Consider the following 26,523-nt stretch of genomic DNA (forward strand, 5'->3'; position numbering starts at 1 on the left):
GGCCGGTTTTTTTATGCTCAGGCGGCGGCGAACGGCGTATGGTGGCGATCCGGTTTCTGCTTCTTCAGCAGCATCAGCAGGTAAACCAGCGCCACGGCGGCGATCATCACGAACAGTACGCGGTCAGAGTAGTTCTGCATCAGCAGCGCCGTCATCGACGGACCCAGCAGGCTGCCGATGGTGTAGCTCATCAGCAGCGCCTGGTTCATCGCCACCAGCTCGTGCGGCAGCGCCTTCTCACAGGCCCAGGACATCGCCACCGGATACAGGGTAAAGCCGGCGCAGCCGAGGATGAACAGTGAAGGCGCCATGGCGTAGTTGCCGAGCATCGCCACGCTGGCGAGGATCACCACGAACACCTGAATGCGCAGCACCAGCAGGCGCCCGTAACGATCGGCCAGGCGTCCGACCGGCCATTGGCCGACGATGCCGGAGCTGACCAGCAGCGCCATCCAGTAGCCGACGTTGGCGTCGCTCATGCCCTGATGGGAGAGATACAGCGGCATCAGGCCGTACAGCGAACCGAGCACGATGCCGGAGATGATGCAGCCGTTGATGCCGAGGCGCGCGCTGCGGCGTCTCAGCATCGACCACACCGCCGCCTGCTGCGGCTCGTCTTCATGGCGGTTGACCCGCGCGAACAGCATCGGCAGCATGGCGCTGATCACGATGGTGGTCACCCACGGCACCACGTGCAGCAATTCGGTCGAGGTCATGCTCAACAGCAATTGGCCGGTCACCGTCCCGAGGTAATAGACAATCATATAGGCCGCCAGCAGCTGGCCGCGGTTGCTGAGATTGCCGCTGCGCAGCAGCGCGCTTTCCACAATCACCCAAATCCAGGCGCAACCGACGCCGGCGAAGAAGCGCCAGCCCAGCCAGCTCCAGAAATCGATCGACAGCACCATGCCGGCGGTCGCGGCGGCGAACAACAAACAGGAGAGATGGTAGCTGCGGGTGAAGCCGACGCGCTGGATCAGTTTGCCCGCCACCAACGTGCCCAACAGGTTGCCGCTGAAATAGGAGGAGCTGACCATTCCCACTTGCCAGGTCGACAGCTGAGCATGGGTTAACCAAAGAGGCACTAACGTATTCAAAACGGCAATGGATACCGTGAGCAACAACAGGCCGCAGAGCAACAGGAGCACTGGGCGGGAGTATGCGGACATAGTGAAATTGTGACCGAACGCGCAATGAGAGTGCGCGCATCATGCCACTGGCGATAAAAAAGTCAATCGCCTCTTATCATTCCAGCGCACGATTTGTTTCCGGCTAAGCGGCTGAAAAAGCGCTATGCTCAGCGCAGAGCGGATTTAACGACGGAGAAGCGAGATGAGTCAGGCAAATAATGCGGCGGTCGAGACCTTGCTGGCGGACATCGGCAGCACGCACGGCGAGCTGCTGGAGATCGTACAACAGGTGCGCCGGATCGCCACGGCGAGCGGCAGTGGCGTCAGCGAATCGGTCAAATACGGCGGCATCATGTTCTCGCATACTCAATTTTTCTGCGGCGTTTTCGCCTACCGCAATCACGTCACGGTGGAATTCGGCCAAGGGCACCGACTGGAAGATCGCTATCAGCAACTTGAAGGCAACGGCCAATATCGGCGGCACATCAAGCTTCACTCGCCCGCCGAAGTGAAAAGCAAGCACCTGGCGGACTACATTAAACAAGCCTACGCGCTGGCGAAAGGCTGAATTCTCGACATAAAAAAAGCGCCCGCAGGCGCTTTTTTCTAGTGATTGGCTGTTCAGCCGATATATTCCAGGCCGCCCATATAAGGACGCAGCACTTCAGGCACCTGAATGCGACCGTCGGCCTGCTGGTAGTTTTCCAGCACCGCCACCAGCGTACGGCCGACCGCCAGGCCGGAGCCGTTCAGCGTGTGGACCAGACGCGGCTTCTTGTCGGCCTTGCTGCGGCAGCGCGCCTGCATGCGGCGCGCCTGGAAGTCCCACATGTTGGAGCAGGACGAGATCTCGCGGTAAGTGTTCTGCGCCGGCAGCCACACTTCCAGATCGTAAGTCTTGCACGCGCCGAAGCCCATGTCGCCGGTGCACAGCAGCACCTTGCGGTAAGGCAAGTTCAGCAGCTGCAGCACTTTTTCCGCGTGGCCGGTCAGCTCTTCCAGGGCATCCATCGAATCTTCCGGACGGACGATCTGCACCATTTCAACCTTGTCGAACTGGTGCATACGGATCAAACCACGGGTGTCGCGGCCGTAAGAACCGGCTTCCGCACGGAAGCATGGCGTGTGTGCGGTCATCTTCAGCGGCAGAGATTCCTCTTCCACGATCTCGTCGCGCACCAGGTTGGTCAGCGGCACTTCCGCCGTTGGGATCAACGCGTAGTTGCTGCTGTCGGCTTCTTCTTCCAGCGGGCGGGTATGGAACAGATCTTCGCCGAACTTCGGCAGCTGGCCGGTGCCATACAGCGTGGCGTGGTTGACCAGATAAGGCACGTAGGCCTCCAGATAGCCATGCTGCTCGGTGTGCAGATCCAGCATGAACTGGGACAGCGCGCGGTGCATGCGGGCGATTTGCCCTTTCATCACCACGAAGCGTGAACCGGTCAGCTTAACTGCGGCGGCAAAATCCAGCCCGCCGGCCATTTCGCCCAGATCGACATGATCACGCACCGCGAAGTCGTATTGGCGCGGTTCACCCCAGCGGGTGACTTCCAGGTTTTCGCTGTCGTCTTTACCATCCGGCACCGCGTCGTCCGGCAGGTTAGGCAGCGTCAGAGCGTAATCGCGGATCTCGCTCTGCAGCGCATCCAGCGCCGCCTTGGCGGCATCCAGCTTGTCACCCAGCTCGTTCACTTCGCGACGCAGCGGCTCGATGTCTTCCCCACGCGCTTTGGCCGCGCCGATGGATTTCGATCGGGAGTTGCGTTCCGCTTGCAGCGTTTCAGTTTCTACCTGCAGAACTTTGCGGCGTTCTTCCTGCGAACGCAGCAGATCCAGATCGAGTTTAAAGCCTCGGCGAGCCAGTTTGACGGCGACTGCGTCTAGCTCATTACGCAGCAGATTGGGATCGAGCATGCTAATCCTGTGCTTGTTGTTATTGAAAGAAGTGTTGTTGTTCTATGCGGCTGATTTATAGCCGCATAAAAGAAGAGTGATACCCGCTAACCTTACCGCAACGGCCACGCTAGCGGTAGCGTTTTGTCGGGCTATTTTGATCCTGCTCAGCCAGCCATGCCAACTTTTCGCCGATTTTCCCTTCCAGCCCGCGCGAGGTCGGTTGGTAGTAGCGCGTATGGGCCATTTCGGGCGGGAAGTAGTTCTCGCCGGCGGCGTAGGCGTTGGGTTCGTCGTGGGCGTAACGGTACTCCGCCCCCAGCCCCATCTCCTTCATCAGCTTGGTCGGCGCGTTGCGCAAATGCTCCGGCACGTCATAATCGGCCTGCTCTTTGGCGTCACGCATGGCGGCCTTGAACGCGGTGTAAACCGCGTTGCTTTTCGGTGCGCAGGCCAGATACACGATCGCCTGCGCGATGGCGCGCTCGCCCTCCGCCGGCCCCACGCGGGTGAAGCAATCCCAGGCGGCGATCGCCACCTGCATGCCGCGCGGATCGGCGTTGCCCACGTCTTCAGAGGCGATCGCCAACAGACGGCGCGCCACATAGAGCGGATCGCCGCCGGCGGTAATGATGCGCGCATACCAATACAGCGCGGCGTCCGGCGCCGAACCGCGCACCGATTTATGCAGCGCGGAAATCAGGTCGTAATAACGGTCGCCCTTGTTGTCGAAGCGCGCGCTGCGCTCGCCCGACACCTCTTTCAGCAGCTGCGGCGTCAGCACCCGCACGCCTTTGGTGTCGATCTCCGCCATGTCCGCCATCATTTCCAGGCTGTTCAGCGCCCGGCGCGCATCGCCGCCCACCAACTCCGACAGCAGGCGGCGCGTTTCCGCCGGCAGCTCGACGTTCTGGCCGCCAAAGCCGCGCGCCTTGTCGTTCATCGCCTGATCCAGCACCTGGCCGATATCTTCGGCGGTCAGCGCCTTAAGCAGATACACGCGGGCGCGCGACAGCAGCGCCGAGTTCAATTCGAACGACGGGTTTTCGGTAGTGGCGCCGATAAAGGTGATGGTGCCGTCTTCAATGTGCGGCAGGAAGGCGTCCTGCTGACTTTTGTTGAAGCGGTGCACTTCATCGACGAACAGAATAGTGCGGCGGCCGGCGTCGCGGTTTTGCCGCGCCCGTTCGATCGCCTCGCGGATCTCCTTGATGCCGGAGGTCACGGCGGATATCCGTTCGACGTCCGCCTGACCATAACGGCCGATCAGCTCTGCCAGCGTCGTCTTCCCGGTGCCCGGCGGCCCCCATAAAATCATCGAGTGCAGCTGCCCGGCCTCGATGGCGCGCGGCAGCGGCTTGCCGGCGGCCAGCAGGTGTTGCTGGCCGATATACTGCGCCAGCGTGGTCGGCCGCATGCGCGCGGCCAACGGCTGGAACTCGTTCTGGGAAAAATCGAGCGACAGATTATTACTCACTTGCACCTCACTGGCGCTGGTCGTCCAGCGTCACCCCCTTCGGCGGGGTAAATTTGAATTTGGCCGGATCGGCGGCAACGTTCTGCTGACTTTTCAGCGTATAAGCGCTGCGCTGGCCGTCCTGCTCCACCGCGGCGAAGCTGCGGATGGTGCCGCTGTTGGTCACGCTGATGGCGAATTGCTTCAGGTTGCCGCTGGCGGATTTCGGCGTCAGTTCGAAATCATCGCCCTTTTGCTTCACGTTGTACTGTTTCCAGTCGCTGGCATTGTTGCGGGTGATCAGCATAAACGGCGTATTGCCGGTGGCGTTCTTCAACCAGGTCGCCGTCACCTGCTCGACGAACGGGTTGTAAAACCACAGGGTTTGGCCATCGGAGACCAGCACGCTCTCATCGGGTGAGGTCATGTGCCAGTTGAACAGGTTCGGCCGCTTCACCCACAGCTCGCCTTCACCCTGTTGCACCGCGGCGCCTTCGGCGCTGGTCACGGTTTGCGAGAAGCTGGCGTGGAAACTGTTCACCTTCGCCAGGCGACTTTGCAGATCCTGTGCGGCGTCGGCCAGCACGGAGGTAGAAGCGAATCCCGAAAGCAGACAGCAGGCAACTAACAGTTTTTTCATTATTCCAGATACCTTATGAAATGCGTTAACCGCAGGGCGACGCCGTGCGGGTCAATCAACCCTTTACTCCCGTTACTTTACCTGAAGCCGGCGATCGGCCGGTAGGCCAATGTTCCGAGAAGAAACGGGTTTACGCTTCTTTGCACAAGGGCCGCTTAAGCGGCCCTTTCTTATTGAATTGCAACGGCTAAACCATCAGTCATGCCGCGGCGGCGCCAGCACCTCGCGGTTGCCGTTATGCCCCTGCTCACTGACGATGCCCTGCGCCTCCATCTGCTCGATGATGCGCGCCGCGCGGTTGTAGCCGATACGGAACTGGCGCTGTACGCCGGAGATGGAGGCGCGGCGTTTATCCACCACGAAATCCACCGCCTGGTCAAACAGCGGATCCAGCTCTTCGTCGCCGTCCATGCCGCCGCCGGCACCGCCCTCGCCGTCTTCACCGCCGCTGAGAATGCCCTCTTTATATTGGGGCCGCTCGCGCGCTTTCCAATCCTTGACCACCGCGTGCACTTCCTGATCGCGCACGAATGCGCCATGTACGCGCACCGGGATCGAGGAGTTCGGCGCCAGATAAAGCATATCACCCATGCCCAGCAAGGACTCGGCGCCCCCCTGATCGAGGATGGTGCGAGAGTCGATCTTGCTCGACACGGTAAAGGCGATACGCGTCGGGATGTTGGCCTTGATCAGGCCGGTGATCACATCCACCGACGGACGCTGGGTCGCCAGCACCAGGTGGATACCCGCCGCACGCGCTTTCTGCGCCAGGCGAGCGATCAACTCTTCGACCTTCTTGCCCACCGTCATGATCAGATCGGCGAATTCGTCGACCATCACCACGATGTACGGCTCTTTCTCCAGCACCGGCGGCGTGATGTCCATGCTGTCGGTCGGCTTCCAGAATGGATCCGGGATCGGACGCCCCATCGCTTCGGCCTGATCGACGCGCTCGTTGTAGCCGGCCAGGTTACGCACGCCCAGAGCTGACATCAGCTTGTAGCGGCGTTCCATTTCACCCACGCACCAGCGCAGCGCGTTGGCGGCGTCTTTCATGTCGGTGACCACGTCGGTCAACAGGTGCGGAATGCCTTCGTAAACCGACAGCTCCAGCATTTTCGGGTCGATCATGATAAAGCGCACTTCTTTCGGCGTGGCCTTATACAAGATGCTCAGGATCATGGCGTTGACCCCGACCGACTTACCGGAACCGGTGGTACCGGCGACCAGCAAGTGCGGCATTTTGCCCAGATCGGCCACTACCGGTTCGCCGGAGATGTCTTTACCCAATACGATGGACAGCGGCGACGGATTGTCACGGAAGGCCGGGCAATCCAGCACTTCGCGCAGATACACCGTTTGCCGTTTGGCGTTCGGCAGCTCCAGACCGACATAAGGCTTGCCGGGGATGACTTCCACCACGCGCACCGCCGAAGTCGACAGCGAGCGCGCCAGATCGCGCGACAGGTTGGAAATGCGCGCCGCTTTAACGCCCGGCGCCAGATCCAGCTCGAAGCGGGTGATGACCGGCCCCGGCAGGATGTCCACCACGTCGGCTTTCACGCGGTAATCGGCCAGGCTGGCCTCCACCAGGCGCGCCTTCTGTTCCAGCGCGAAGGAATCGACCGGCTCCACCTCTTTCGGCGCTTCGGTCAACAGATCCAGCGTCGGCAGCGGCGTGGTCGGCTTCTGCAGCGGCTGATCGTTGCGCATCAGGAACGGGTGAATCAGGCTGTCCATCGCCGGATGTTGCTCGGCCTGAGCTTGCTGAGGCTGCTGCTGCGCCGGTTGCTGCGGCTGCTGATATTGCGGCTGCGACGGCTGTTGATACTGCTGTTGCTGCGGCTGCTGGTATTGTTGAGGCGGCTGATGCGATTGCTGAGGTTGAGCCGCAGGCGCCACAGGCTCAAACTGACCGAACGGCACATCGTCCTCCTGCTCGCTTTGCTGTTCAATGCGCTCTTCAAGTTGCGGGGACAGCGTGAACATTGGCTCGCTCGGGCCATCGTCCACCAGATCCGCCATCGGCGAGAAGCTGAAAGCATTGCGGGTATCGATCGGGCTGGTGGCCAGTGCCTGCGGAGCAGGTGCTTGCTGGCCGTAGCGCGCCTGCTGCTGCTCGGCAAACGCCTTGCTCAGCTCGGCTTCCTGCTGAGCCTGTTCATCATCCTGCTCCGGCGCGTAGCTTTCGCCATAGCGCTGGCTTTGCTGCTCGGCAAACGCCTGACGCAGCGCGGCTTCCTGTAGCGCCTCTTCTTCCTGCGGGTTCACCACCGCCGGCTGCTGAGGCTCCGCCTCTGTCTGGCGCTGCTCCTGTTCGGCCGCACGCTGCGAAGGCAGCTTGATGCCGTAGGAAGCCAGTTCGCGACGGGTCGGGATGCGCACCGGATTCGGCCGCGGCAGTTCAGGGCCGATGCCCTGCTTAACCTGCGGATTGTCGTCGCTGGTCGCCGTAAAGGCCGGCATAAAGGTCGCCGCCGCGGCACCTGCAGCAGCAGCGGCTGCCGCCGTATCCGGCTGCGGTTTGGCGCCGGTGGCGCTGAAACCGCTCGAATTGCCGATGTCGACGCTGTCACGCTGTGCGGCGGTAAAATCAAAGGGAGAACGCGCCGGCGGCTGCGGTGCGGCCGGCTCTTGCCAGTTGCCGAGGCGCGGCTCATCGTCATCCTGATAAGGATCGACAGGACGCGTCGCCTTAGGCGCGGGCGTTTCCTCCGGGATCTCGAAGGAATACAGCGGCGGCGTAGCGTCTTGCGCCGGGGCGCTCACCGGGTGCTGATTGACAGAGGCCGGCGCGGCCGGCGCCACCGTCACCGACGGCGCCTGTGTGGCGATCGGCGCTGCAACGGGCTCGTGGATCTCTGCCTTCACCGCCGGTGCAGGCGAAGCCGCCGGCGCGATGGATGCGGCTTCTGCTTCAAGCTCGCCATCGTCGGCGCGCAGGCCGCTGAGCAACGGATCGGCGGCGTCTTCCGCCGCCGCTTTGGCGCTTTCGGTGACCGAAGGCGCGGAGAACAGCACGTCGTCATCGGCGGCCGCGGCTCCGGCGGCGGTCGCGGCAACCGCTGCGGCGGCGCCCTTCTCTGCCTGCTCAGGCTCGTCGTCGACGTAACGCTCGTCATCCTCAAAATAGCGCTCTTCGCGACGTGAGCGATTGGTCATCACCGTCGCGACGCCCAGCACCGCCCCGCCGATCTTCTCGGCGATCACCAGCCAGGACCAGCCGGTAAACAGCGTCAACCCCGCCGCCCATACGCACAGCAGCGCCAGCGTAGCGCCGATGCCGTTGAACCACGGCAACATGGCGTTGCTCAGCAGGCTGCCGATCACGCCGCCGGAAGCGAAGTAATAGAGATCGTCGACGTTCAGCGCCGCCAGCCCGCAGGAGGTGAGCACTAACGCCAGGGTGCCGATCAGGCGCAGGGAAAGCGCGAAATAGTCGATGTAGTCTCTGTTGCTGCGTTGGCGATAAGCCGCCCAGCACAGGACCAGCATGATCGGCGGTATCGCGTAGGCGAGCACCCCGAAGGTGAAGAACAGCGTATCGGCCAACCAGGCCCCGACACCGCCGCCCAGATTGTGAATCGGCTCATGCCACGCGGTCTGCGACCAGCTTGGGTCAGACGGATTGAAACTGACCAACGCAGCCATGAGGTAAACGGCAAAAATCGCTACCACGATAAGCACAGCTTCCAGCAAACGCCGGCCACTGCTGAGTCTTTTCAGGGTAACTTCTTTATCTTCTGTATATTCCTGGCTCAAGAAAGGCTCTCCAGGTTCCTGTTAGCTGACATAGCAACAGCGCCGAGAAACTGCCCCGGCGCCGAAACTGTATGAATAAACAGGAGTGTAACCAATTTAATCAGGTTTTGCACCTGCACCTTACCGTGTTTTGATAACCAGACGGTTACTCTGTTTCACTTCTTCCATCACTACGTAGGTACGGGTGTCGTTAACCCCCGGCAAACGCAGCAAGGTTTCGCCCAGCAATTTGCGGTAAGCCGACATGTCCGGTACGCGGGTTTTCAACAGATAGTCGAAATCGCCGGAAACCAGATGACACTCCTGAATCTCTTCAAGCTTCTGCACTGCCGAGTTGAATTGCTCAAACACATCCGGCGCACCGCGGTTCAGCGTGATCTCCACGAAAACCAGCAGGGACGCATCCAGATAATGCGGGTTAAGCAATGCGGTATAGCCATGAATGAAACCCTGGCGCTCGAGACGGCGCACGCGTTCCAAACATGGTGTCGGGGATAACCCCACGCGCTTCGAAAGCTCGACGTTCGAAATACGCCCATCCTTCTGCAGCTCATTCAGGATGTTGCGGTCGATACGGTCAAGATCTTTACCCGGGCGTTTCTTGTTGTCTGCCATTATTATTGTCTCTCTTATTTTCTTCCGTGCACTTGCCACACCCTAGCCAACGTCAATGTGTAAGGGTTCGTTCCAAGCGAAGACCCGATGCCTGTCATATGCTTCTTCACTACCATCATTCCACGCCGCGCAGCCTGTCTGTCCAACCCCGCGCGATGCAGGTAACGACGTTTAGGTCGAGAAAAAATCAGCAAACGCTTGCGCGCTCTGCTCCGCACACCCATCGCGCATTGCCGCCTCGCGGCGCAAATACGTACGATTTGCTGGTGTTACGGGGATAATTTCTTCTTCCTATGATGTTTTCGCAAATGCGCAGCGGATTGTCAAAGTAAAAGAAGCAAAATCAGAACAACGTACCGTCACGAAAAGTCTGCATCCCATTTTTGGTTATGAATCGCTGGCAGATAAACCCCGGCGGGGAGCGGCTGAAGTCGCAGAATGCGCCGTTTTTGCACGGTTGGCGATTCAGCGGCCGAATGCGGCTTTGATAAGGTAAATTTCTGCGTTCGGCGTACGATTTGCCGACAGCGGGTGCATTAATAGGCGACAACTATCATACAAATCGTTAACAACGTCGCCCGGCGCTTTTTTTACTGCGCCATTTTCCCTACAATCGGCTTCATTGTCCGCCATTGTGGAATAAAGAGGTTATTCATGGGCACGGCTAAACATAGCAAATTACTGATTCTGGGCTCCGGCCCGGCCGGTTACACCGCCGCCGTCTACGCGGCGCGCGCCAACCTGAATCCGGTGCTGATCACCGGTCTGGAGCAAGGCGGCCAGCTGACCACCACCACCGAAGTGGAAAACTGGCCGGGCGACGCCGAAGGCCTGACCGGCCCGGCGCTGATGGAGCGCATGCGCGAGCACGCGGAGAAGTTCCAGACTGAAATTGTCTTCGATCATATCAACAGCGTCGATCTGCAGCAGCGTCCGTTCCGCCTGTTCGGCGACAGCGGCGAATACAGCTGCGACGCGCTGATCATCGCGACCGGCGCCTCCGCCCGCTACCTTGGCCTGCCTTCCGAAGACGCCTTCAAGGGCAAAGGCGTTTCCGCCTGCGCGACCTGCGACGGTTTCTTCTACCGCAACCAGAAAGTCGCGGTGGTCGGCGGCGGCAACACCGCCGTTGAAGAGGCGCTGTACCTGTCCAACATCGCCGCCGAGGTTCACCTGATCCACCGTCGCGACAGCTTCCGCTCGGAGAAGATCCTGATCGACCGGCTGATGGAAAAAGTGAAAAGCGGCAACATCGTGCTGCACACCGACCATACGCTGGACGAAGTGCTGGGCGATGAAATGGGCGTGACCGGCGTGCGCATCCGCAGCACCAAAGCGGAAAACGAAACCCGTGAACTGGAACTGGCCGGCGTGTTCATCGCTATCGGCCACAGCCCGAACACCGGCATCTTCGGCGGCCAGCTGGAGCTGGAAAACGGCTACATCAAGGTACAGTCCGGCATTCACGGCAATGCGACCCAAACCACTATCCCCGGCGTCTTCGCCGCAGGCGACGTGATGGATCACGTCTACCGCCAGGCGATCACTTCCGCCGGCACCGGCTGTATGGCGGCGCTGGACGCAGAACGTTACCTGGACGGCATCGCCGGCGCAGAAGTCTGCTAAGACTTTCTCGTCATCAGCAAAAAGCGGCTCTCGGGCCGCTTTTTTTGTTTCCCCCCTCCGCACTCTCCTTCCCGCGTCTGTTATAGCCACATTTGGCCGCTTTATTATTTTCAGTCTGCCGGGTGACGAGGTAACATGGGACCTCGCTTGTTTGTCGCCGATTGCGCCAAACACTATTATTTAACAGTACGTTAACCCAGCCTGTAACAAACGGGCACCGGCGACGCAGACGCATATCTGATGAAAAAAACCAGACAGCAACAGTTAACCCGTTGGCTTAAAACCCAGAGTTCGTTGGCGCAGCGTTGGCTGCGCCTTTCCATGCTGTTGGGGCTGTTCAGCGGCCTGCTGATCGTGGCGCAGGCGTGGCTGCTGGCCAGCCTGCTGCACGCCCTGATCATCGAACATACCCCACGTGAACAGCTGCTCCCTTCGTTTATCTGGCTGACCGCCGCGTTCGCATTGCGGGCGCTGTTGAGCTGGCTGCGGGAGCGGGTCGGTTTCCAGTGTGGCCAGGTGATCCGTCAACGCATGCGCCATCAGGTGCTGGATAAGTTGCAGCAGCTCGGCCCGGCCTGGATCCAGGGCAAACCGGCGGGCAGTTGGGCCAGCATCATCGTCGAGCAGATCGAGGATATGCAGGACTATTACTCGCGCTATCTGCCGCAGATGTATCTGGCGGTCTTCATCCCGCTGCTGATCCTGATCGCCGTTTTCCCGATCAATTGGGCCGCCGGTTTGATTCTATTGGCGACCGCGCCGCTGATCCCGCTGTTCATGGCGCTGGTCGGTATGGGGGCCGCCGACGCCAACCGCCGCAACTTCGTGGCACTGGCGCGATTGAGCGGTAACTTCCTCGACCGCCTGCGCGGCCTGGACACCCTGAGGTTGTTCGACCGCGCGCAGGCCGAAACCGCGCAAATCGCCAAATCCTCCGAAGACTTCCGCAGCCGCACCATGGAAGTGCTGCGCATGGCCTTCCTCTCCTCCGGCGTGCTGGAGTTCTTCGCGTCGATCTCCATCGCCGTAGTGGCGGTGTATTTCGGTTTTTCTTACCTCGGCGAACTCAATTTCGGCAGCTACGGCCTCGGCGTAACGCTGTTTTCCGGTTTTCTGGTGCTGATTCTGGCGCCGGAGTTCTTCCAACCGCTGCGCGATCTCGGCACCTTCTATCATGCCAAGGCGCAGGCGGTCGGCGCGGCGGAAGCGCTGGAAACCTTCCTCAGCGCCGAAGGCGAGCAGATGGGCAACGGCACGCGGCAGCTGCTGCCCGCCGATCAGCCGCTGACGCTGCAGGCGAACGCGTTGGAAATCCTGTCGCCGAACGGCGTGCTGCTGGCCGGGCCGCTGAGTTTCACCCTGCAACCGCAGCAGCGCGTGGCGCTGGTCGGGCTGAGCGGCGCCGGTAAAAGCTCGCTGCTCAATCTGCTGCTCGGCTTCCTGCCCTACCGTGGGTCGTTGACCGTCAACGGCGTCGAGCTGCGTGAACTGTCCGCAGAAAACTGGCGTCAACAGCTCAGCTGGGTCGGGCAGAACCCGCACCTGCCGGCGCAAACCTTGCGCGCCAATATCCTGTTGGGCTGCCCACAGGCCGACGAAGCGCAGCTGCAGCAGGCGGTGGAACACGCCTACGTCAGCGAACTGTTGCCCTATCTGCCACAGGGGCTCGACACCGAAGTGGGCGACAACGCCGCCCGCCTGTCGGTAGGCCAGGCGCAGCGCGTGGCGGTCGCCCGGGCGCTGATCGGCCCACGCCGCCTGCTGCTGCTGGATGAACCGGCCGCCAGCCTCGATGCCCATAGCGAACAACGGGTGATGCAGGCGTTGAATGCCGCTTCGCATCAGCAAACCACCCTGCTGGTGACGCATCAGCTGGAAGATACCGAAGACTACGATCAGATTTGGGTGATGGATAACGGGCGCATCGTGCAACAGGGCGATTACGCCACCCTCAGCGCCCAGCCGGGCCTGTTCGCCACGCTGATCGCCCATCGCCGCGGGGAGCTTTAATCATGCGCGTTTTGCTGCCGTTTTTGGCGTTGTATCGCCGCCATAGCCTGCTGATTAGCCTGGGCATCCTTTTGGCGATCGTCACCCTGCTGGCCAGCATCGGCCTGCTGGCGCTCTCCGGCTGGTTCCTGGCCGCCTCTTCGCTGGCCGGATTGGCGGGCCTGCTGACCTTCAACTATATGCTGCCGGCCGCCGGCGTGCGCGGCGCGGCGATCTTCCGCACCGCCGGGCGCTACGCCGAGCGCGTGGTCAGCCACGACGCCACCTTCCGCGTGCTGTCGCACCTGCGGGTGTTCACCTTCAGCAAGATCCTGCCGCTGACGCCGGGCGGCATCGCCCGTTTCCGCCAGGCCGACCTGCTCAATCGCCTGGTGGCGGACGTGGACACGCTGGATCACCTTTATCTGCGGGTGATCTCACCGCTGGTAGGCGCGGCGGCGGTGATCCTGGTGGTCACCTACGGCCTGAGCTGGCTGGATCCTGCGCTCGCCCTGACGCTGGGCGGCATACTGTTGCTGCTGTTGCTGCTGGTGCCGCCGGTGTTCTATCGCGCCGGCAAACCGATCGGCGGGCAACTCACCGCGCTGCGCGGCCAATACCGCACCGACCTGACCGCCTGGCTGCAGGGGCAGGCTGAGCTGGTGGTGTTCGGCGCCGTCAACGACTTCCGCCAGACGCTGACCGCCACCGAACAGCTGTGGCAACGCCGCCAGTGGCAGCAAGCCTCGCTGAGCGGCAAGGCGCAGGCGCTGATGATCCTCGCCAGCGGGCTGACGGTGACGCTGCTGCTGTGGCTGACCGCCGCCGGCATCGGCGGCGATACCCAACCCGGCGCGCTGATCGCGCTGTTTGTCTTCGCCGCGCTGGCGTCGTTCGAAGCGCTGATGCCGGTGGCCGGCGCCTTCCAGCACCTCGGCCAGGTGATCGCCTCCGCCACGCGGGTCAAACAGATCATCGATCGCCAACCGGAAGTCTCCTTCCCGTCCGTCGGCCCGGCCGCCGCCGACCGGGCTCAGCTTAGCCTGCGGCAGTTGAGTTTCACCTACCCCGATCAGCCGCAGCCGGTGCTGCGCGACGTCACGCTCGAGGTGGCAGCCGGCGAACACATCGCCTTGCTCGGCCGCACCGGCTGCGGCAAGTCCACCCTGCTGCAGCTGCTGACCCGCGCCTGGCGCACCGACGGCGGAAAAATTCTGCTCAACGGCGAACCGCTGGAGGATTATGATGAAACCACGCTGCGCCGAATGACCACGGTCGTCAGCCAGCGAGTGCATATCTTCAGCGATACGCTGCGGGAAAACCTGCGGCTGGCCGCACCGGATGCCGGCGACGCTCGCCTGAGCGAGGTGTTGCAGCAGGTGGGGCTCGGCAAATTGCTGGACAGCGACGGCGGGCTGAACGCCTGGCTGGGCGAAGGCGGCCGGCAGCTGTCCGGCGGTGAACAGCGCCGGCTGGGCATCGCCCGCGCGCTGCTGCACCCTGCCCCGCTGCTGTTGCTTGACGAACCGACCGAAGGGCTGGACGCCGAGACCGAGCAGCAGATCCTGGCGCTGCTGCGCCGGCATTGTCAGGGCAAGACGCTGATCCTGGTGACGCACCGCCTGTACGGCCTGGAGCATCTCGATCGCATTTGCGTAATGGATGACGGCCAAATTGTCGAACAGGGCGATCACGCCGCCCTAATGCGCCAGCAGGGCCGCTATGCCCGCTTTCGCAACCGTATCAGCAACCTGGCGCCGTAATCGGCCCGTAGAGGACGCAGAAACCCTGTATGCGCATCGTTAAGCTTTCCCCTCAGTCGCTGGCGTTTCCCTCGCCTGAGGGCGCCCTGCGCGATCCCAACGGCCTGCTGGCGATCGGCGGCGACCTGACGGCGCCACGGCTGCTGGCAGCCTACGAGCGCGGCATCTTCCCCTGGTACTCGCCGGGGGAAGCGATTCTGTGGTGGTCACCCGATCCGCGTGCGGTGCTGTTCCCGGCCGAGTTTCATCTCAACCGCAGCCTGAAACGCTTTCTGCGCCACGATCCGTTTCGCATCACACTTAATCACGACTTCGCCTCAGTGATCGCCGCCTGCGCCCACCGGCCGGATGAAGGCACCTGGATCGGCCCGGAGGTACAGCGCGCCTATCAACATCTTCATCGCCTCGGCTACGCGCACTCGGTGGAGGTATGGCAGGATGATCAACTGGTCGGCGGCATGTACGGCGTGGCGCAGGGCGCGTTGTTCTGCGGCGAATCGATGTTCAGCCGCGTCACCAACGCCTCAAAATGCGCATTGATGGCCTTTTGCCGCCATTTTGCCGCTTATGGCGGGGAATTGATTGACTGCCAGGTGCTGAACGCTCACACTGCCCGCCTTGGCGCGCGTGAAATTCCGCGCCGTCAATTTTTGCAGCAGCTCAGCACCCTTCAACGGCGGCCTTTGGCACCGGCGTGCTGGGCGCCGCAAGTCATATCCCCACAGCCGGTTGAACCACCCTGCCCAGCAAACTAATTGGTGGAAACGGTGCAATGTTCACCGACACATCTTTACATAATGGGGGTTTTTCGGCATTATCTTGCCGGTTAAAAACTAAGGTAGTTAGACCTAGAGGATTCGATGGCCAAAGAAGACAATATTGAAATGCAGGGCACCGTTCTTGATACGCTGCCGAACACCATGTTCCGCGTTGAATTGGAAAACGGGCACGTGGTAACCGCACACATCTCCGGTAAAATGCGTAAAAACTATATCCGCATCCTGACGGGTGACAAAGTCACTGTAGAGCTGACCCCGTACGACCTGAGCAAAGGCCGCATTGTCTTCCGTAGCCGTTAATCGGCTCACCGCGCGCCACACGCTGGCGGCATCGAGGATGTAATCCCTCGGGAGCCCTTTCCGTTTACCCCCGCAGCGACGTTACACAACGGGTTGCAGGTGCGCAGGTAAACTGAGAGGGCTCACTCGTTTCTGCTGTACGGTGAATCTCACCCATAAAAAAAGCGATGCCGAAGCATCGCTTTTTCTTTGCCTGAAGGCAGCCTTAGTGCACCGCGCCCTCGTCCGCTTTGCGCTTGGCGGCGCTGAGGAAGTGGTAGGTCAGCTGTTTCTTGTCCTTGTCCAGCTCGACCTTCACGGAACCGCCGTCCACCAGCGAGCCGAACAGCAACTCGTTGGCCAGCGGTTTCTTCAGGTTCTCCTGCATGACGCGCGCCATCGGACGAGCGCCCATCGCACGGTCGTAGCCCTTCACCGACAGCCAATCGCGCGCTTCGTCGCTCACTTCCAGCGAGACGCCCTTCGCATCCAGCTGCGCCTGCAGTTCGACGATAAACTTGTCGACCACCTGCTGGATCACCTCGGTAGACAGATGGTTGAACCAGATGATGTTGTCCAGACGGTTGCGGAACTCCGGCGTAAACACCTTCTTGATCTCTTCCATCGCGTCGGTACTGTTGTCCTGCTGCACCAGACCGATCGACTTGCGTTCAGTTTCCCGCACCCCGGCGTTGGTGGTCATCACCAGGATCACGTTGCGGAAGTCCGCCTTGCGGCCGTTGTTATCAGTCAGCGTGCCGTTGTCCATCACCTGCAGCAGCAGGTTGAACACGTCCGGATGCGCCTTCTCGATCTCATCGAGCAGCACCACCGCATGCGGATGCTTGATCACCGCATCGGTCAGCAACCCGCCCTGATCGTAACCGACGTAGCCCGGAGGCGCGCCGATCAGACGGCTGACGGTATGCCGCTCCATGTACTCGGACATGTCGAAACGCAGCAGCTCGATATCCATCGCCTTGGCCAACTGTACGGTGACCTCGGTTTTCCCGACCCCGGTCGGCCCGGCGAACAGGAAGGAACCGACCGGCTTGCGCTCGTGGCCCAGACCGGCGCGGCTCATCTTGATCGCTTCGGTCAGCGCTTCGATCGCCTGATCCTGGCCGAATACCAGCATCTTCAAGCGATCGCCCAGGTTTCTCAGCACGTCGCGATCGCTGGCCGACACGGTTTTCTCCGGGATGCGCGCGATGCGCGCCACCACGGATTCGATATCGGCCACGTTGACGGTTTTCTTGCGCTTGCTGGCCGGCATCAACCGGCTGCGGGCGCCCGCCTCGTCGATCACGTCGATCGCCTTGTCCGGCAGATGACGATCGTTGATGTATTTCACCGACAGCTCCACCGCGGCGCGGATCGCTTTGGCGGTATAACGCACGTCGTGGTGCGCTTCATACTTGGCCTTCAGGCCGTTGATGATCTGAACGGTCTCTTCCGCCGTCGGTTCGGTGATATCGATCTTCTGGAAGCGGCGCGCCAAAGCGCGATCCTTTTCGAAGATGTTGCTGAACTCCTGGTAGGTGGTCGAGCCGATCACCCGGATCTTGCCGCTCGACAGCAGCGGTTTGATCAGGTTGGCGGCATCCACTTGCCCACCGGAAGCCGCACCGGCGCCGATGATGGTGTGAATTTCATCGATGAACAGGATGCTGTTCTGATCCTGTTCCAGCTGCTTGAGCAGCGCCTTGAAGCGCTTCTCGAAGTCGCCGCGGTATTTGGTGCCGGCCAGCAGTGAACCGATATCCAGCGAATACAGCGTGCAGTCCGCCATCACTTCCGGCACGTCGCCCTGCACGATACGCCAGGCCAGGCCTTCGGCGATGGCGGTCTTGCCCACGCCGGATTCACCGACCAGCAGCGGGTTGTTTTTACGACGACGGCACAGCACCTGAATCGCGCGCTCCAGCTCACGATCGCGGCCGATCAACGGATCGATGCCGCCCACACGGGCCAACTGATTGAGGTTGGTGGTGAAGTTTTCCATACGGTCTTCCCCTCCGGACTGCTCTTCGTTCACCGGGTTTTCCGCATTCGGCGCTTGGCCCGGCTCGTCTTTACGCGTGCCATGTGAAATGAAGTTCACCACGTCGAGACGGCTGACGTCGTGCTTGCGCAGCAGATAGGCCGCCTGCGACTCCTGCTCGCTGAAGATGGCCACCAACACGTTGGCGCCGGACACTTCGCTGCGGCCGGAAGATTGCACATGGAAGACCGCGCGCTGCAGCACGCGCTGGAAGCTGAGCGTCGGCTGAGTGTCGCGCTCTTCTTCGCCGGCGGGCAGCGTCGGTGTGGTTTGTTCGATGAAGGCTTCCAGCTCCTGGCGCAACGCGGCCAGATCCACCGTACATGCCTCGAGCGCTTCTCGCGCGGCAGGGTTGCTCAGCAACGCCAGCAACAGGTGCTCCACGGTCATAAACTCGTGTCTGTGCTCACGCGCCCTGGCGAAAGCCATGTTGAGACTGAGTTCCAGTTCTTGATTGAGCATAAGCACCTCCCCAATAGATTGCCTTATTCAGGCTTTTTCCAGCGTACAAAGCAACGGATGCTCGTTCTCCCTTGCGTACCGGTTCACATGGACGACTTTGGTTTCCGCCACCTCGGCGGTGAAAACACCACAGATCGCCTTGCCTTGATAGTGGACCGTGAGCATCAGTTGCGTTGCGCGTTCAATATCATAAGAAAAGAACTTTTGCAGAACGTCAATCACAAATTCCATCGGTGTGTAATCGTCGTTGTTAAGTATAACTTTATACATAGACGGCGGTTTTACCGCATCGATTTGTTTTTCTTCGGCCAAGTGTTCAAAATTCAGCCAGTCGTTGTTATTGCCCATCGCTGCTCATCTTCTCTGCTCTGCCCTCTGATATGGGGACAGGTTTCGGTTATTCAAAGTGGGGATAGTTACTATTTTATCATCTTCGCCATCGTCCCGCCGCACTGTAACGTGCGCAAAAAAACGGGCCAATTGTGACTGAATCGTGGCAATAGCGTTACCTGCTTCAAACTTTGGTGAACTGCTCCCCGCCGACAAAAGCCGATCCCTTGACGCCCCGATCATTTGCTCTAGAGTGTAAATTCGTGGCTGGTGGTCTTTTAACCACCCCTTGTCCACCCTGCTACCCGCCCACGGCGGGTGCGAATTCAGTTATTCATCTCACTTAAAATAGCGTTGCGAGGGATGTAAAAGCATGGAGACGGGTACTGTTAAATGGTTTAACAACGCCAAAGGCTTTGGCTTCATCTGCCCAGCCGGCGGTGGCGAAGATATTTTCGCGCATTATTCCACCATCAAGATGGATGGTTACAGAACGTTGAAGGCAGGCCAGCAGGTCAGCTTCGACGTGCATCAAGGGCCAAAAGGGAACCATGCCAGTCTGATTGTGCCGGTGGAAAGCGAGGCGCTGTCCTGAACGCCTCCAGCAGCGTCGCGCTGCATTGACCCTGACTGCGATAAAAATGCCAGCCGCCGTGTGACTGGCATTTTTTATGCCTTTTACTTACTCGCGCGCCAGCGCATCGATCGGATTCAGCCGCGCGGCATTGCGCGCCGGCAGATAGCCGAACACCACGCCGATACCGGTGGAACAGAGGAACGCGCTCAGCAACGCCGCCGGCGGGAAGCTGATCTGCCAGCCCGGCAATACCAACTGCACCGCCAGGCCGATGGCGAACGACAGCGTAATCCCCAGCGCGCCCCCCACCAGGCAGACCAACACCGCTTCGATCAAGAACTGCTGCAACACGTCGCCGGAACGGGCGCCCACCGCCATGCGGATGCCGATCTCGCGCGTGCGCTCGGTCACCGACACCAGCATGATGTTCATCACGCCGATGCCGCCGACCACCAGCGAAATCACCGCCACCAGCGTCAGGAACAGCTGCAGCGTGCGGGTGGTTTTCTCCGCGGTTTGCACCAGGCTGTCCATGTTATAGGTGAAAAAGTCCTTCTTGCCGTGGCGCAGCGTCAACAGGCGCGACAGTTGCTGCTCCGCTTCCTTGCTGTCGTAACCGTCGCGGATGCGCACGGTGATCGAATCGAAATAGCTGTTGCCCATCAGCCGGTTGGCCATGGTGCTGTACGGCACCCATACGTTCAGCGTCTTACTGCTGCCGAACATCGACTGCTTCTCCTTGGCCACGCCGACCACCGTCGCCGGCATGTTGCCCACCAGGATCACTTCCCCCACCACGTTCTTCTGGTGCGGGAACAGCCGCCGTTGGGTATTGGCGTCAATCACCACCGTCTGCGCCTGCGACTGTACCTGCATCGGATCGATGCCGACGCCCTGGGTAAAGCTCATGCCATACACGCGGAAGAACTGCTCGCTGACGCCGTTGACGTTGGCCGCCGCATCAACGTTGCCCAAACGCAGCCGCATGCTGCTGCTGATGCTCGGCGACAGCGCACTGATGTAAGGCTGTTCGCGCAGCGCATCGAGATCGCCGTATTTCAACGATTGCCGGTAGGTCGGATCGTCGTCGCCGAAATCCTTGCCGGGATAGATATCGACAGTATTGGTGCCGATGGATTTGATGTCCGCCAGCACCATCTGCTTGGCGGCGTCGCCGATCACCAGGATCGACACCACCGAGGCGATGCCGATAATGATGCCGAGCATGGTCAGCGCGGTGCGCATCTTGTTGGCCGCCATCGCGCGCCAGGCCATGATCAGCGCCTCGCGGAAACGGCCGCCCATCTGCCGCCAGGAAGGCGCCACGGCGGCCAGCGCCAGCGGCTTGGCCTGGGCATCCTCCGACGGCGTCGGGCGCGAATCGGAGATGATTTCGCCGTCGCGGATCTCGATGATCCGTTCAGCCTGGCGCGCCACCGCCGGATCGTGAGTCACCAGGATCACCGTGTGCCCCTGGGCGCACAACTGTTTAAGGATCGCCATCACCTCTTCGCCGGAATGGCTGTCGAGCGCGCCGGTCGGCTCATCCGCCAGGATCACCTGCCCGCCGTTCATCAACGCGCGGGCGATACTGACGCGCTGCTGCTGGCCGCCGGAAAGCTGGCTCGGCCGATAGTTGACGCGCTCCCCCAGCCCCAGACGGCGCAACAGCGCTTCCGCCCGTTCGCGCCGCGCCGCTTTGCCCAGCCCGGCATACACCGCCGGCACCTCGACGTTGTGCGCCGCGCTCAGGTGCGGCAGCAGATGATAGCGTTGAAAGATAAAGCCGAAATGCTCGCGCCGCAGCTGCGCCAACGCATCGTCGCTCAGCGTCGCCACATCTTGCCCGGCTACCCGATACACGCCGGCGCTCGGCTTGTCCAGGCAGCCGAGAATGTTCATCAGCGTCGATTTGCCGGAGCCGGAAGCCCCCATGATCGCCACCATTTCACCGGCGTCGATGCTCAGGCTGATCCCCTTCAGCACCTCGACCGTCTGCTCGCCGGAACGGTAGCTGCGGCGAATGCCGCTCAGCTGCAACAGCGCCGCCATCAGCCGGCCTCCACGCCGCCGCGGCTGACGATCACCTCATCGCCCGCCTCAAGCCCGCTGAGGATCTGCACGTCGATATTGTTGCGCAGGCCGATGGCCACTTCGCGCTTCTCTTCCTTGCCCTGTTTCAGCACCGAGACGTGGTAGCGATTGTCGGCGATCTGATCACCCAGCGCCGCCAGCGGGATCACCAGCGCCTGCTGAACGCCGGCCAGCTGAATGTGCACCTGCGCCGTCATTTGCAAGCGCAGCAACCTTTCCGGGTTAGGCACTTCGAAACGCGCGTAATAGAAGATGGCGTTGTTGACCTTTTCCGGCGTCGGCTGGATGTCTTTCAGCACGCCGTCGAAGCGCCGGGTCGGATCGCCCAGCACCGTGAACCAGGCCTTCTGACCCGGCTTGAGGTTAATGACGTCGGCCTCCGAGACCTGCGCCTTCACCAGCATGGTGCCGAGATCCGCCAGCGTCAGAATGTTTGGCGCCTGTTGCGCCGCGATCACCGTCTGGCCCTGCAGCGTGGTGATCTGCACCACGTCGCCATCCATCGGCGCTTCGATGCGGGTGTAGGCCAGGTTGATCTTGGCGGTGTCCAGGCTGGCCTGATTCCGCGCGATCTGCGCATTGATGGTGCCCACCTGCGCCTTCTTCACCGCCAGCTGCGTCGCCGCCTGATCCAAATCCTGACGCGACACCGCCTGCAGCCTGGCCAGCGCCTGGTTGCGCTGCAGCGTAACCGCCGCCAGCTGCTGTTCCGCCTGCGCCTGCAGCAGCTGCGCATGCAGCTCGCGCAGCGTCGCCTCGCCTTCACGGATGCTGTTCTGCGCCTGCTGCGGATCGATAACCCCCAGCAACTGACCTTTTTTCACCTTGTCGCCGATCTCGACATACAGTTTTTCCAACTGCCCGCTGACCTGCGCGCCGACGTCAACCTTGCGCACGGCGTCCAGCTGGCCGGTCGCCAACACGTTCTGCTGCAGATCGCGCTGGGTGACCTTTACCGTTTTGAAATCGGTCGGCGCCGGATGGCGAAAGTGCCAAACGGCCGCCGCGGCAAGCGCCGCAATCACCGCCAGTGCGAGTATCCAGCGGCGTTTATGTCCTTTAAACCCTGTCAAAATTGACCTGCCTGTGCTTGTGAATATCGACCGCCCATTGCGGCGGCGGAGCTAAATTAGCATGCAACGTAGGGAATAACTAAACCTTAGCTCAACACAATGTGGAGACACGCCTGGTTACAGTTCAGCATTGAACTCCCGTTTAGTGAAACCTTGATGAAATACCGCCATTCAACACAGCCAAGGATTTCATCATGTCACAGCTCAGCTACCCACTCGCCTCCCCCCGGCCGCTTAACGGCTGGCAACTGATGACGGCGCTGATCAATGGCGAAAAGGCGCCAAGCAACGCCTGGAAAAAAACCTCGTTTCGCCTGAAGTTTCTCGGCCGTTCGCTGCTCAACTGGCGCACCACCAGCGGCCTGCTCAGCACCCTGGCCAGCAACCCGCTGCTGGAAGAGATCCTGAGCGCGCAGCCGAACCTGCCGTGCAAGCTGCATCGCCCCTACCTGGCGGCCAACATGAGCAAGATCGAATGCTTGTTCGCCCTGCGCGATCATTACGATCTCATCGTGCAGCGCATGCCGCTGAAGATGCGTCTCGGCCACCTCGGCCCACAGCCTTTCGTGCTGGCCCGCGCGATGGGCAAAAACGAAGCGCCGATCTCGCTGGAACTGGCGGCGATCGACAAACTGAATAAGGAAGGGGAAGCCACGCTGCTGCTGCGCAACGCCAACGGCGTGATGCTGGCGGAAATCACCTTTGCGCTGATGCATTATCAGCAGCAGCCGACGCTGTTCATCGGCGGCCTGCAGGGCGCGAACCATGAGGTGCCGCACGCCGAGATCCAGCACACCACCAAGGAGTGTCACGGTCTGTTCCCTAAACGTCTGGTGCTGGAAGGCGTTTGCACGCTGGCTCGGCATCTCGGCATCCGCCGGATCGTAGCCGTCGGCAATGCCACCCATATCTATCAAAACTGGCGTTACCAGAGTAAGAAGAAGGATCAACTGCACGCCGATTACGATCAGTTCTGGCTGTCGATGGGCGCCAAACCGCTCGACAGCGGCTATTTCCTGCTGCCCGAGCGCATCGCCCGCAAGCCGATCGAAGAGATTGCCAGCAAGAAGCGCGCCGAGTATCGCCGCCGCTATCAGTTGCTGGACGAACTGGAACAGGGATTGACGGCGCATTTCTGCGCCCGATAACGCCCGACGGGCCGTCAGTCCGCCCGGCCGCGCGCCAGCCAGATTACCCGTGAGAACATTTTCTTCAGCAGCGGCGGCACCGAGTCCGTGCCCCATTCGCCGGCCTGCATCGCGACCTCAATCGCCAGATCCGGCTTCGACGAGTGGTGAACCGCTTTCAGGATCACCTTGCGCACCGGCATCTGCGCGTTGAGCGGCACCGACGCCATTCGGTGATAAACCGGGCCGAACCCTTCGCGGAACATGAAGTGCTCCATGTCCGGCGCCGGCAGCGCGGTCAGCCGATCGCGTTCGTTGTCTTCATGATTGTCCAGCAGGCTGCGCACGGTATTGGCGTACTTTTTGCCCGCCTCGTCGCCGTCCACCAGCGCATGCCACTCGATACCCATACGGCGGGCGAAGCGCAGCAGCGGCTTCAGGCCGCACTGGGCGAATTCGATGACCCTCACCCCTTCCGCCTCGAAATGGTAGCCGCACTGGCGCGCCAGCTCGTTCAGCAGCCACACTTCGGTCTCGCCTTCCACCAGCAGCCAGCAGCGGGCGAACAGCGACGACGGCCGGTTGAAACGGATGTGAAACGCGATGCGCCGCCCGTCTTCGGCGCTCAGCCCGCGCGGCCCGAGACGGTAGGTCGCAACCCGCCCCGACTCGCGCACCAGCCGGCAGACGTGCTCCACCGGCACCAGCGACACCAGTTCGCTGGAGTTGGTGGTGGTGATGCGCTGCAGCGGCAGCTGATTGAGCAGCCCCCAGGCCACCGACAGCATGATCGGATGCAGGCGAGTTTCCGGGTCCTCCACCAGCAGCAACGGCCGGGCATGGGGATCCAGCTTGACGTCGCCCTTGGCCTGCAGCAGGGTGGAAAACATCCCCAGCAGGATCAGGCGCATGCTGCGGCTGTTCGGCTCGGCCACCATGCGGTTGATGCCGTCCAGCGCGCGCCAGGCGTCCTGCTCCGGTTCACCGCCGCGGCGGCGCGGCCGCGTCACCTGTGAACTCTGCTCGGCGAAATAGTGCTCCAGCAGCTGCTGCATCGCCGCCAGCCCCTGACGCAGCTCACCGTTGGTCAACTTCTGCGGATTGCGCACCAGCTCGCGCGTCAGCTGATCCAACTGCTGCGCCAGCGCCTGGGTATCGGGTTTGCGTTCATCGCCGAGGCTGCTGGGGCGCAGGCGACGAATAAAGCGCGCGTCGCGCAGGCGCAATACCGGATGGATGCGGATAATGGCGTGGGCCAGTTGTTCGATATGGTGCAGTTGAAAGGCGTTGCCGTCGGCGTCGAGAAAACCACGCCAGGTGCACACCGTGCCGTCGTCGGCCAACTCGCCCTCGCAGCGGTAATGAATGCGGCTCAAGCCATCTTCGCCCTTGACCCACAGCGGCGTCAGGTGGCGATAGCGCGGCAGGTGCGCATGGCCGATGTCTTTTTCGCAGAAGGTGAACACCACCTGCAGGTGGCGCTCTTTGGCCGCCTCCTCACCGGGAGGGAAATGGAAGTCGTGCGCTTCAAACCGATACAGCTTTTGCTCCGGCGCCAGCAGCAGCGTCAGCGCATCCAGCAGGCTGGATTTACCCCAGGCATTTTCGCCGAGCAACAGCGTGTTGTCGTCCAGCATCAGCGACAGCCGGTTAATGCCGCGAAAACCTACAATTTCGATACGCTCCAAGAACATCCGCCGCCTCCCGTGCGCGCCGTCGCCTCTTCAATGAGGCGACTTTCACAGAGCATGGTCAAAAAACCCCTTGCAGGTCAAGCGGCCAACGTCAAATCTGCCGCTTTACTCCGGCCGGGCTTTTGGTTAGCGTGTGCTCCTCGTCGGCGTTCGGCGCGCTTCAAAACTCAAGGACACAAGCTGCACCATGTACTCAGGACTGTTGATTATTCTGTTACCGCTGATTGTCGGTTACCTCATTCCCCTACGCCATCGCCCGCTGCTGGTGCTGATCAACCGGCTGCTGAGCTGGATGGTGTACGTGATCCTGTTTTTCATGGGCATCAGCCTGGCGTTCATGGAAGATCTCAGCAGCAACCTGGTGCTGATCTTCCAGTACAGCGCGGTGTTCTTCTTCTGCATTCTCTGCGCCAATCTGCTGTTGCTGGCGCTGCTGGAGCGGCGCATGCCGTGGCGCAGCAGCCATAAACAGGAAAAGCTGCCTTCGCGCGTGCACATGGCGCTGGAGTCGCTCAAGCTGTGCGGCGTGGTGCTCGGCGGTTTCCTGCTCGGCCTGACGCAGTGGCAATGGCTGCAGTTCGCCCATAAAGGCAGCGAATATGCGCTGATCTTCCTGCTGTTGCTGGTCGGCATTCAGCTGCGCAACAGCGGCATGACGCTGCGCCAGATCGTGCTCAACCGCCGCGGCACGCTGGTGGCATTGGTGGTGACCGTCGCGTCGCTGGCCGGCGGCGCGCTGGCGGCGCAGCTGCTGGGGTTGCCGGTCAAGGCCGGGCTGGCGATGGCCTCCGGCTTCGGCTGGTACTCGCTGTCCGGCATTCTGATCACCGACGCCTACGGCCCGGTGATGGGCAGCGCCGCGTTCTTCAACGATCTGGCGCGCGAGCTGGTGGCGATCATGCTGATCCCGACGCTGGTGCGCCGCAGCCGCTCCACCGCCCTCGGCCTGTGCGGCGCCACCTCGATGGACTTCACCCTGCCGGTGCTGCAGCGCAGCGGCGGGCTGGACATGGTGCCGCCCGCCATCGTGCACGGCTTCCTGCTGAGCCTGCTGGCGCCGGTGCTGATCGCCCTGTTCTCCTGATCCTTTCCCCCTGGGGGCCGCCTGGCCCCCAAAGCGTAATAATTCCCATCCGCACGGCAAAATTGCGCTAAATCAAACTTGCCCGCAGTAGTCGCACAAAAGCCTT

General features: G+C 61.4%; 20 protein-coding genes. 9 read left to right on the forward strand and 11 right to left on the reverse strand.

Annotation, left to right across the window (positions count from 1 at the left end; all coding sequences use genetic code 11):
- Positions 1–17: 17 nt before the first annotated feature.
- Positions 18–1,169: an MFS transporter gene (locus ACMGF7_RS23710; protein ID WP_420286736.1), complete on the reverse strand. Its 1,152-nt coding sequence runs from the start codon at positions 1,167–1,169 to the stop codon at positions 18–20.
- Positions 1,170–1,332: 163 nt separating this feature from the next.
- Between ACMGF7_RS23710 and ACMGF7_RS23715 the strand changes: the two genes are divergently transcribed.
- The gene (locus tag ACMGF7_RS23715; RefSeq protein WP_015377322.1) at positions 1,333–1,698 is read left to right on the forward strand and encodes a DUF1801 domain-containing protein; all 366 of its coding nucleotides are present in this window, start codon (positions 1,333–1,335) and stop codon (positions 1,696–1,698) included.
- A 53-nt stretch (positions 1,699–1,751) separates the two neighbouring features.
- On the opposite strand, the gene serS is transcribed toward ACMGF7_RS23715, so the two are convergent.
- The 5 genes from serS to lrp all read right to left on the reverse strand — a co-directional run bounded on the left by serS (position 1,752) and on the right by lrp (position 9,496).
- On the reverse strand, positions 1,752–3,044 hold the full coding sequence (gene serS / locus ACMGF7_RS23720) for a serine--tRNA ligase (protein ID WP_004928296.1): 1,293 nt from the start codon (positions 3,042–3,044) through the stop codon (positions 1,752–1,754).
- A gap of 109 nt (positions 3,045–3,153) precedes the next feature.
- On the reverse strand, positions 3,154–4,440 hold the full coding sequence (locus ACMGF7_RS23725) for a replication-associated recombination protein A (protein WP_273889998.1): 1,287 nt from the start codon (positions 4,438–4,440) through the stop codon (positions 3,154–3,156).
- Between the two features lie 67 nt (positions 4,441–4,507).
- A complete protein-coding gene (gene lolA / locus ACMGF7_RS23730; protein WP_015377319.1) occupies positions 4,508–5,119 on the reverse strand; it encodes an outer membrane lipoprotein chaperone LolA in 612 nt (203 codons plus the stop codon).
- Positions 5,120–5,314: 195 nt separating this feature from the next.
- Entirely contained in the window at positions 5,315–8,881 is a 3,567-nt protein-coding gene (locus ACMGF7_RS23735; RefSeq protein ID WP_420286737.1) for a DNA translocase FtsK 4TM domain-containing protein, read from the reverse strand.
- 120 nt (positions 8,882–9,001) lie between these two features.
- Positions 9,002–9,496: a leucine-responsive transcriptional regulator Lrp gene (lrp, locus tag ACMGF7_RS23740; RefSeq protein ID WP_004928318.1), complete on the reverse strand. Its 495-nt coding sequence runs from the start codon at positions 9,494–9,496 to the stop codon at positions 9,002–9,004.
- A gap of 654 nt (positions 9,497–10,150) precedes the next feature.
- Here lrp and trxB point away from each other — a divergent pair.
- The 5 genes from trxB (at position 10,151) to infA (ending at position 15,953) form a co-directional block, all read left to right on the forward strand.
- On the forward strand, positions 10,151–11,122 hold the full coding sequence (gene trxB / locus ACMGF7_RS23745) for a thioredoxin-disulfide reductase (protein WP_004928321.1): 972 nt from the start codon (positions 10,151–10,153) through the stop codon (positions 11,120–11,122).
- A gap of 240 nt (positions 11,123–11,362) precedes the next feature.
- Positions 11,363–13,132, forward strand: coding sequence for a heme ABC transporter permease/ATP-binding protein CydD (gene cydD, locus ACMGF7_RS23750; RefSeq protein WP_049241127.1), 1,770 nt, complete (start codon positions 11,363–11,365; stop codon positions 13,130–13,132).
- A gap of 2 nt (positions 13,133–13,134) precedes the next feature.
- Positions 13,135–14,874, forward strand: coding sequence for a heme ABC transporter ATP-binding protein/permease CydC (gene cydC, locus ACMGF7_RS23755; protein ID WP_049241125.1), 1,740 nt, complete (start codon positions 13,135–13,137; stop codon positions 14,872–14,874).
- 29 nt (positions 14,875–14,903) lie between these two features.
- Positions 14,904–15,629: a leucyl/phenylalanyl-tRNA--protein transferase gene (aat, locus tag ACMGF7_RS23760; protein ID WP_015377315.1), complete on the forward strand. Its 726-nt coding sequence runs from the start codon at positions 14,904–14,906 to the stop codon at positions 15,627–15,629.
- Positions 15,630–15,734: 105 nt separating this feature from the next.
- A complete protein-coding gene (infA, locus tag ACMGF7_RS23765; RefSeq protein WP_002211347.1) occupies positions 15,735–15,953 on the forward strand; it encodes a translation initiation factor IF-1 in 219 nt (72 codons plus the stop codon).
- 205 nt (positions 15,954–16,158) lie between these two features.
- Here the strand turns inward: infA and clpA are convergent, their stop codons facing one another.
- Together clpA and clpS are read right to left on the reverse strand one after the other, a co-directional pair.
- Positions 16,159–18,438, reverse strand: a complete 2,280-nt coding sequence (clpA, locus tag ACMGF7_RS23770; protein ID WP_004928343.1) for an ATP-dependent Clp protease ATP-binding subunit ClpA — start codon at positions 18,436–18,438, stop codon at positions 16,159–16,161.
- Positions 18,439–18,465: 27 nt separating this feature from the next.
- Positions 18,466–18,786, reverse strand: a complete 321-nt coding sequence (gene clpS / locus ACMGF7_RS23775) for an ATP-dependent Clp protease adapter ClpS (RefSeq protein WP_004928347.1) — start codon at positions 18,784–18,786, stop codon at positions 18,466–18,468.
- A 355-nt stretch (positions 18,787–19,141) separates the two neighbouring features.
- Between clpS and cspD the strand changes: the two genes are divergently transcribed.
- Positions 19,142–19,363, forward strand: coding sequence for a cold shock-like protein CspD (gene cspD / locus ACMGF7_RS23780; RefSeq protein WP_004928349.1), 222 nt, complete (start codon positions 19,142–19,144; stop codon positions 19,361–19,363).
- A gap of 87 nt (positions 19,364–19,450) precedes the next feature.
- Here the strand turns inward: cspD and macB are convergent, their stop codons facing one another.
- On the reverse strand, positions 19,451–21,397 hold the full coding sequence (macB, locus tag ACMGF7_RS23785; protein WP_164095253.1) for a macrolide ABC transporter ATP-binding protein/permease MacB: 1,947 nt from the start codon (positions 21,395–21,397) through the stop codon (positions 19,451–19,453).
- Positions 21,397–22,512 (reverse strand): macrolide transporter subunit MacA, encoded by a 1,116-nt coding sequence (gene macA / locus ACMGF7_RS23790; RefSeq protein ID WP_031299864.1) that lies wholly within the window; start codon positions 22,510–22,512, stop codon positions 21,397–21,399. Before macA ends, macB begins: the two co-directional genes overlap by 1 nt.
- 194 nt (positions 22,513–22,706) lie before the next feature.
- On the opposite strand from macA, the gene ACMGF7_RS23795 reads away from it, so the two are divergent.
- The gene (locus ACMGF7_RS23795) at positions 22,707–23,660 is read left to right on the forward strand and encodes a VirK/YbjX family protein (protein WP_164095254.1); all 954 of its coding nucleotides are present in this window, start codon (positions 22,707–22,709) and stop codon (positions 23,658–23,660) included.
- A gap of 14 nt (positions 23,661–23,674) precedes the next feature.
- On the opposite strand, the gene ACMGF7_RS23800 is transcribed toward ACMGF7_RS23795, so the two are convergent.
- On the reverse strand, positions 23,675–25,333 hold the full coding sequence (locus ACMGF7_RS23800; protein ID WP_004928362.1) for an ATP-dependent endonuclease: 1,659 nt from the start codon (positions 25,331–25,333) through the stop codon (positions 23,675–23,677).
- Between the two features lie 187 nt (positions 25,334–25,520).
- Here ACMGF7_RS23800 and ACMGF7_RS23805 point away from each other — a divergent pair, with 187 nt between their 5' ends.
- A complete protein-coding gene (locus tag ACMGF7_RS23805) occupies positions 25,521–26,417 on the forward strand; it encodes a lysine exporter LysO family protein (RefSeq protein ID WP_004928363.1) in 897 nt (298 codons plus the stop codon).
- Positions 26,418–26,523: the final 106 nt, after the last annotated feature.

Origin of the sequence: Serratia sp. BNK-17, assembly GCF_048684935.1 — a bacterium.
In the GTDB taxonomy this organism is placed as follows: domain Bacteria; phylum Pseudomonadota; class Gammaproteobacteria; order Enterobacterales; family Enterobacteriaceae; genus Serratia; species Serratia nematodiphila.

Excerpts from the sequence above, each read along its gene's own strand:
- ACMGF7_RS23710 (WP_420286736.1), bottom strand. The coding sequence starts at position 1,169 with ATGTCCGCATACTCCCGCCCAGTGCTCCTGTTGCTCTGCGGCCTGTTG.
- ACMGF7_RS23715 (WP_015377322.1), top strand. The coding sequence starts at position 1,333 with ATGAGTCAGGCAAATAATGCGGCGGTCGAGACCTTGCTGGCGGACATC.
- serS (WP_004928296.1), bottom strand. The coding sequence starts at position 3,044 with ATGCTCGATCCCAATCTGCTGCGTAATGAGCTAGACGCAGTCGCCGTC.
- ACMGF7_RS23725 (WP_273889998.1), bottom strand. The coding sequence starts at position 4,440 with ATGCGGCCGACCACGCTGGCGCAGTATATCGGCCAGCAACACCTGCTG.
- lolA (WP_015377319.1), bottom strand. The coding sequence starts at position 5,119 with ATGAAAAAACTGTTAGTTGCCTGCTGTCTGCTTTCGGGATTCGCTTCT.
- lrp (WP_004928318.1), bottom strand. The coding sequence starts at position 9,496 with ATGGCAGACAACAAGAAACGCCCGGGTAAAGATCTTGACCGTATCGAC.
- trxB (WP_004928321.1), top strand. The coding sequence starts at position 10,151 with ATGGGCACGGCTAAACATAGCAAATTACTGATTCTGGGCTCCGGCCCG.
- cydD (WP_049241127.1), top strand. The coding sequence starts at position 11,363 with ATGAAAAAAACCAGACAGCAACAGTTAACCCGTTGGCTTAAAACCCAG.
- cydC (WP_049241125.1), top strand. The coding sequence starts at position 13,135 with ATGCGCGTTTTGCTGCCGTTTTTGGCGTTGTATCGCCGCCATAGCCTG.
- aat (WP_015377315.1), top strand. The coding sequence starts at position 14,904 with ATGCGCATCGTTAAGCTTTCCCCTCAGTCGCTGGCGTTTCCCTCGCCT.
- infA (WP_002211347.1), top strand. The coding sequence starts at position 15,735 with ATGGCCAAAGAAGACAATATTGAAATGCAGGGCACCGTTCTTGATACG.
- clpA (WP_004928343.1), bottom strand. The coding sequence starts at position 18,438 with ATGCTCAATCAAGAACTGGAACTCAGTCTCAACATGGCTTTCGCCAGG.
- clpS (WP_004928347.1), bottom strand. The coding sequence starts at position 18,786 with ATGGGCAATAACAACGACTGGCTGAATTTTGAACACTTGGCCGAAGAA.
- cspD (WP_004928349.1), top strand. The coding sequence starts at position 19,142 with ATGGAGACGGGTACTGTTAAATGGTTTAACAACGCCAAAGGCTTTGGC.
- macB (WP_164095253.1), bottom strand. The coding sequence starts at position 21,397 with ATGGCGGCGCTGTTGCAGCTGAGCGGCATTCGCCGCAGCTACCGTTCC.
- ACMGF7_RS23795 (WP_164095254.1), top strand. The coding sequence starts at position 22,707 with ATGTCACAGCTCAGCTACCCACTCGCCTCCCCCCGGCCGCTTAACGGC.
- ACMGF7_RS23800 (WP_004928362.1), bottom strand. The coding sequence starts at position 25,333 with ATGTTCTTGGAGCGTATCGAAATTGTAGGTTTTCGCGGCATTAACCGG.
- ACMGF7_RS23805 (WP_004928363.1), top strand. The coding sequence starts at position 25,521 with ATGTACTCAGGACTGTTGATTATTCTGTTACCGCTGATTGTCGGTTAC.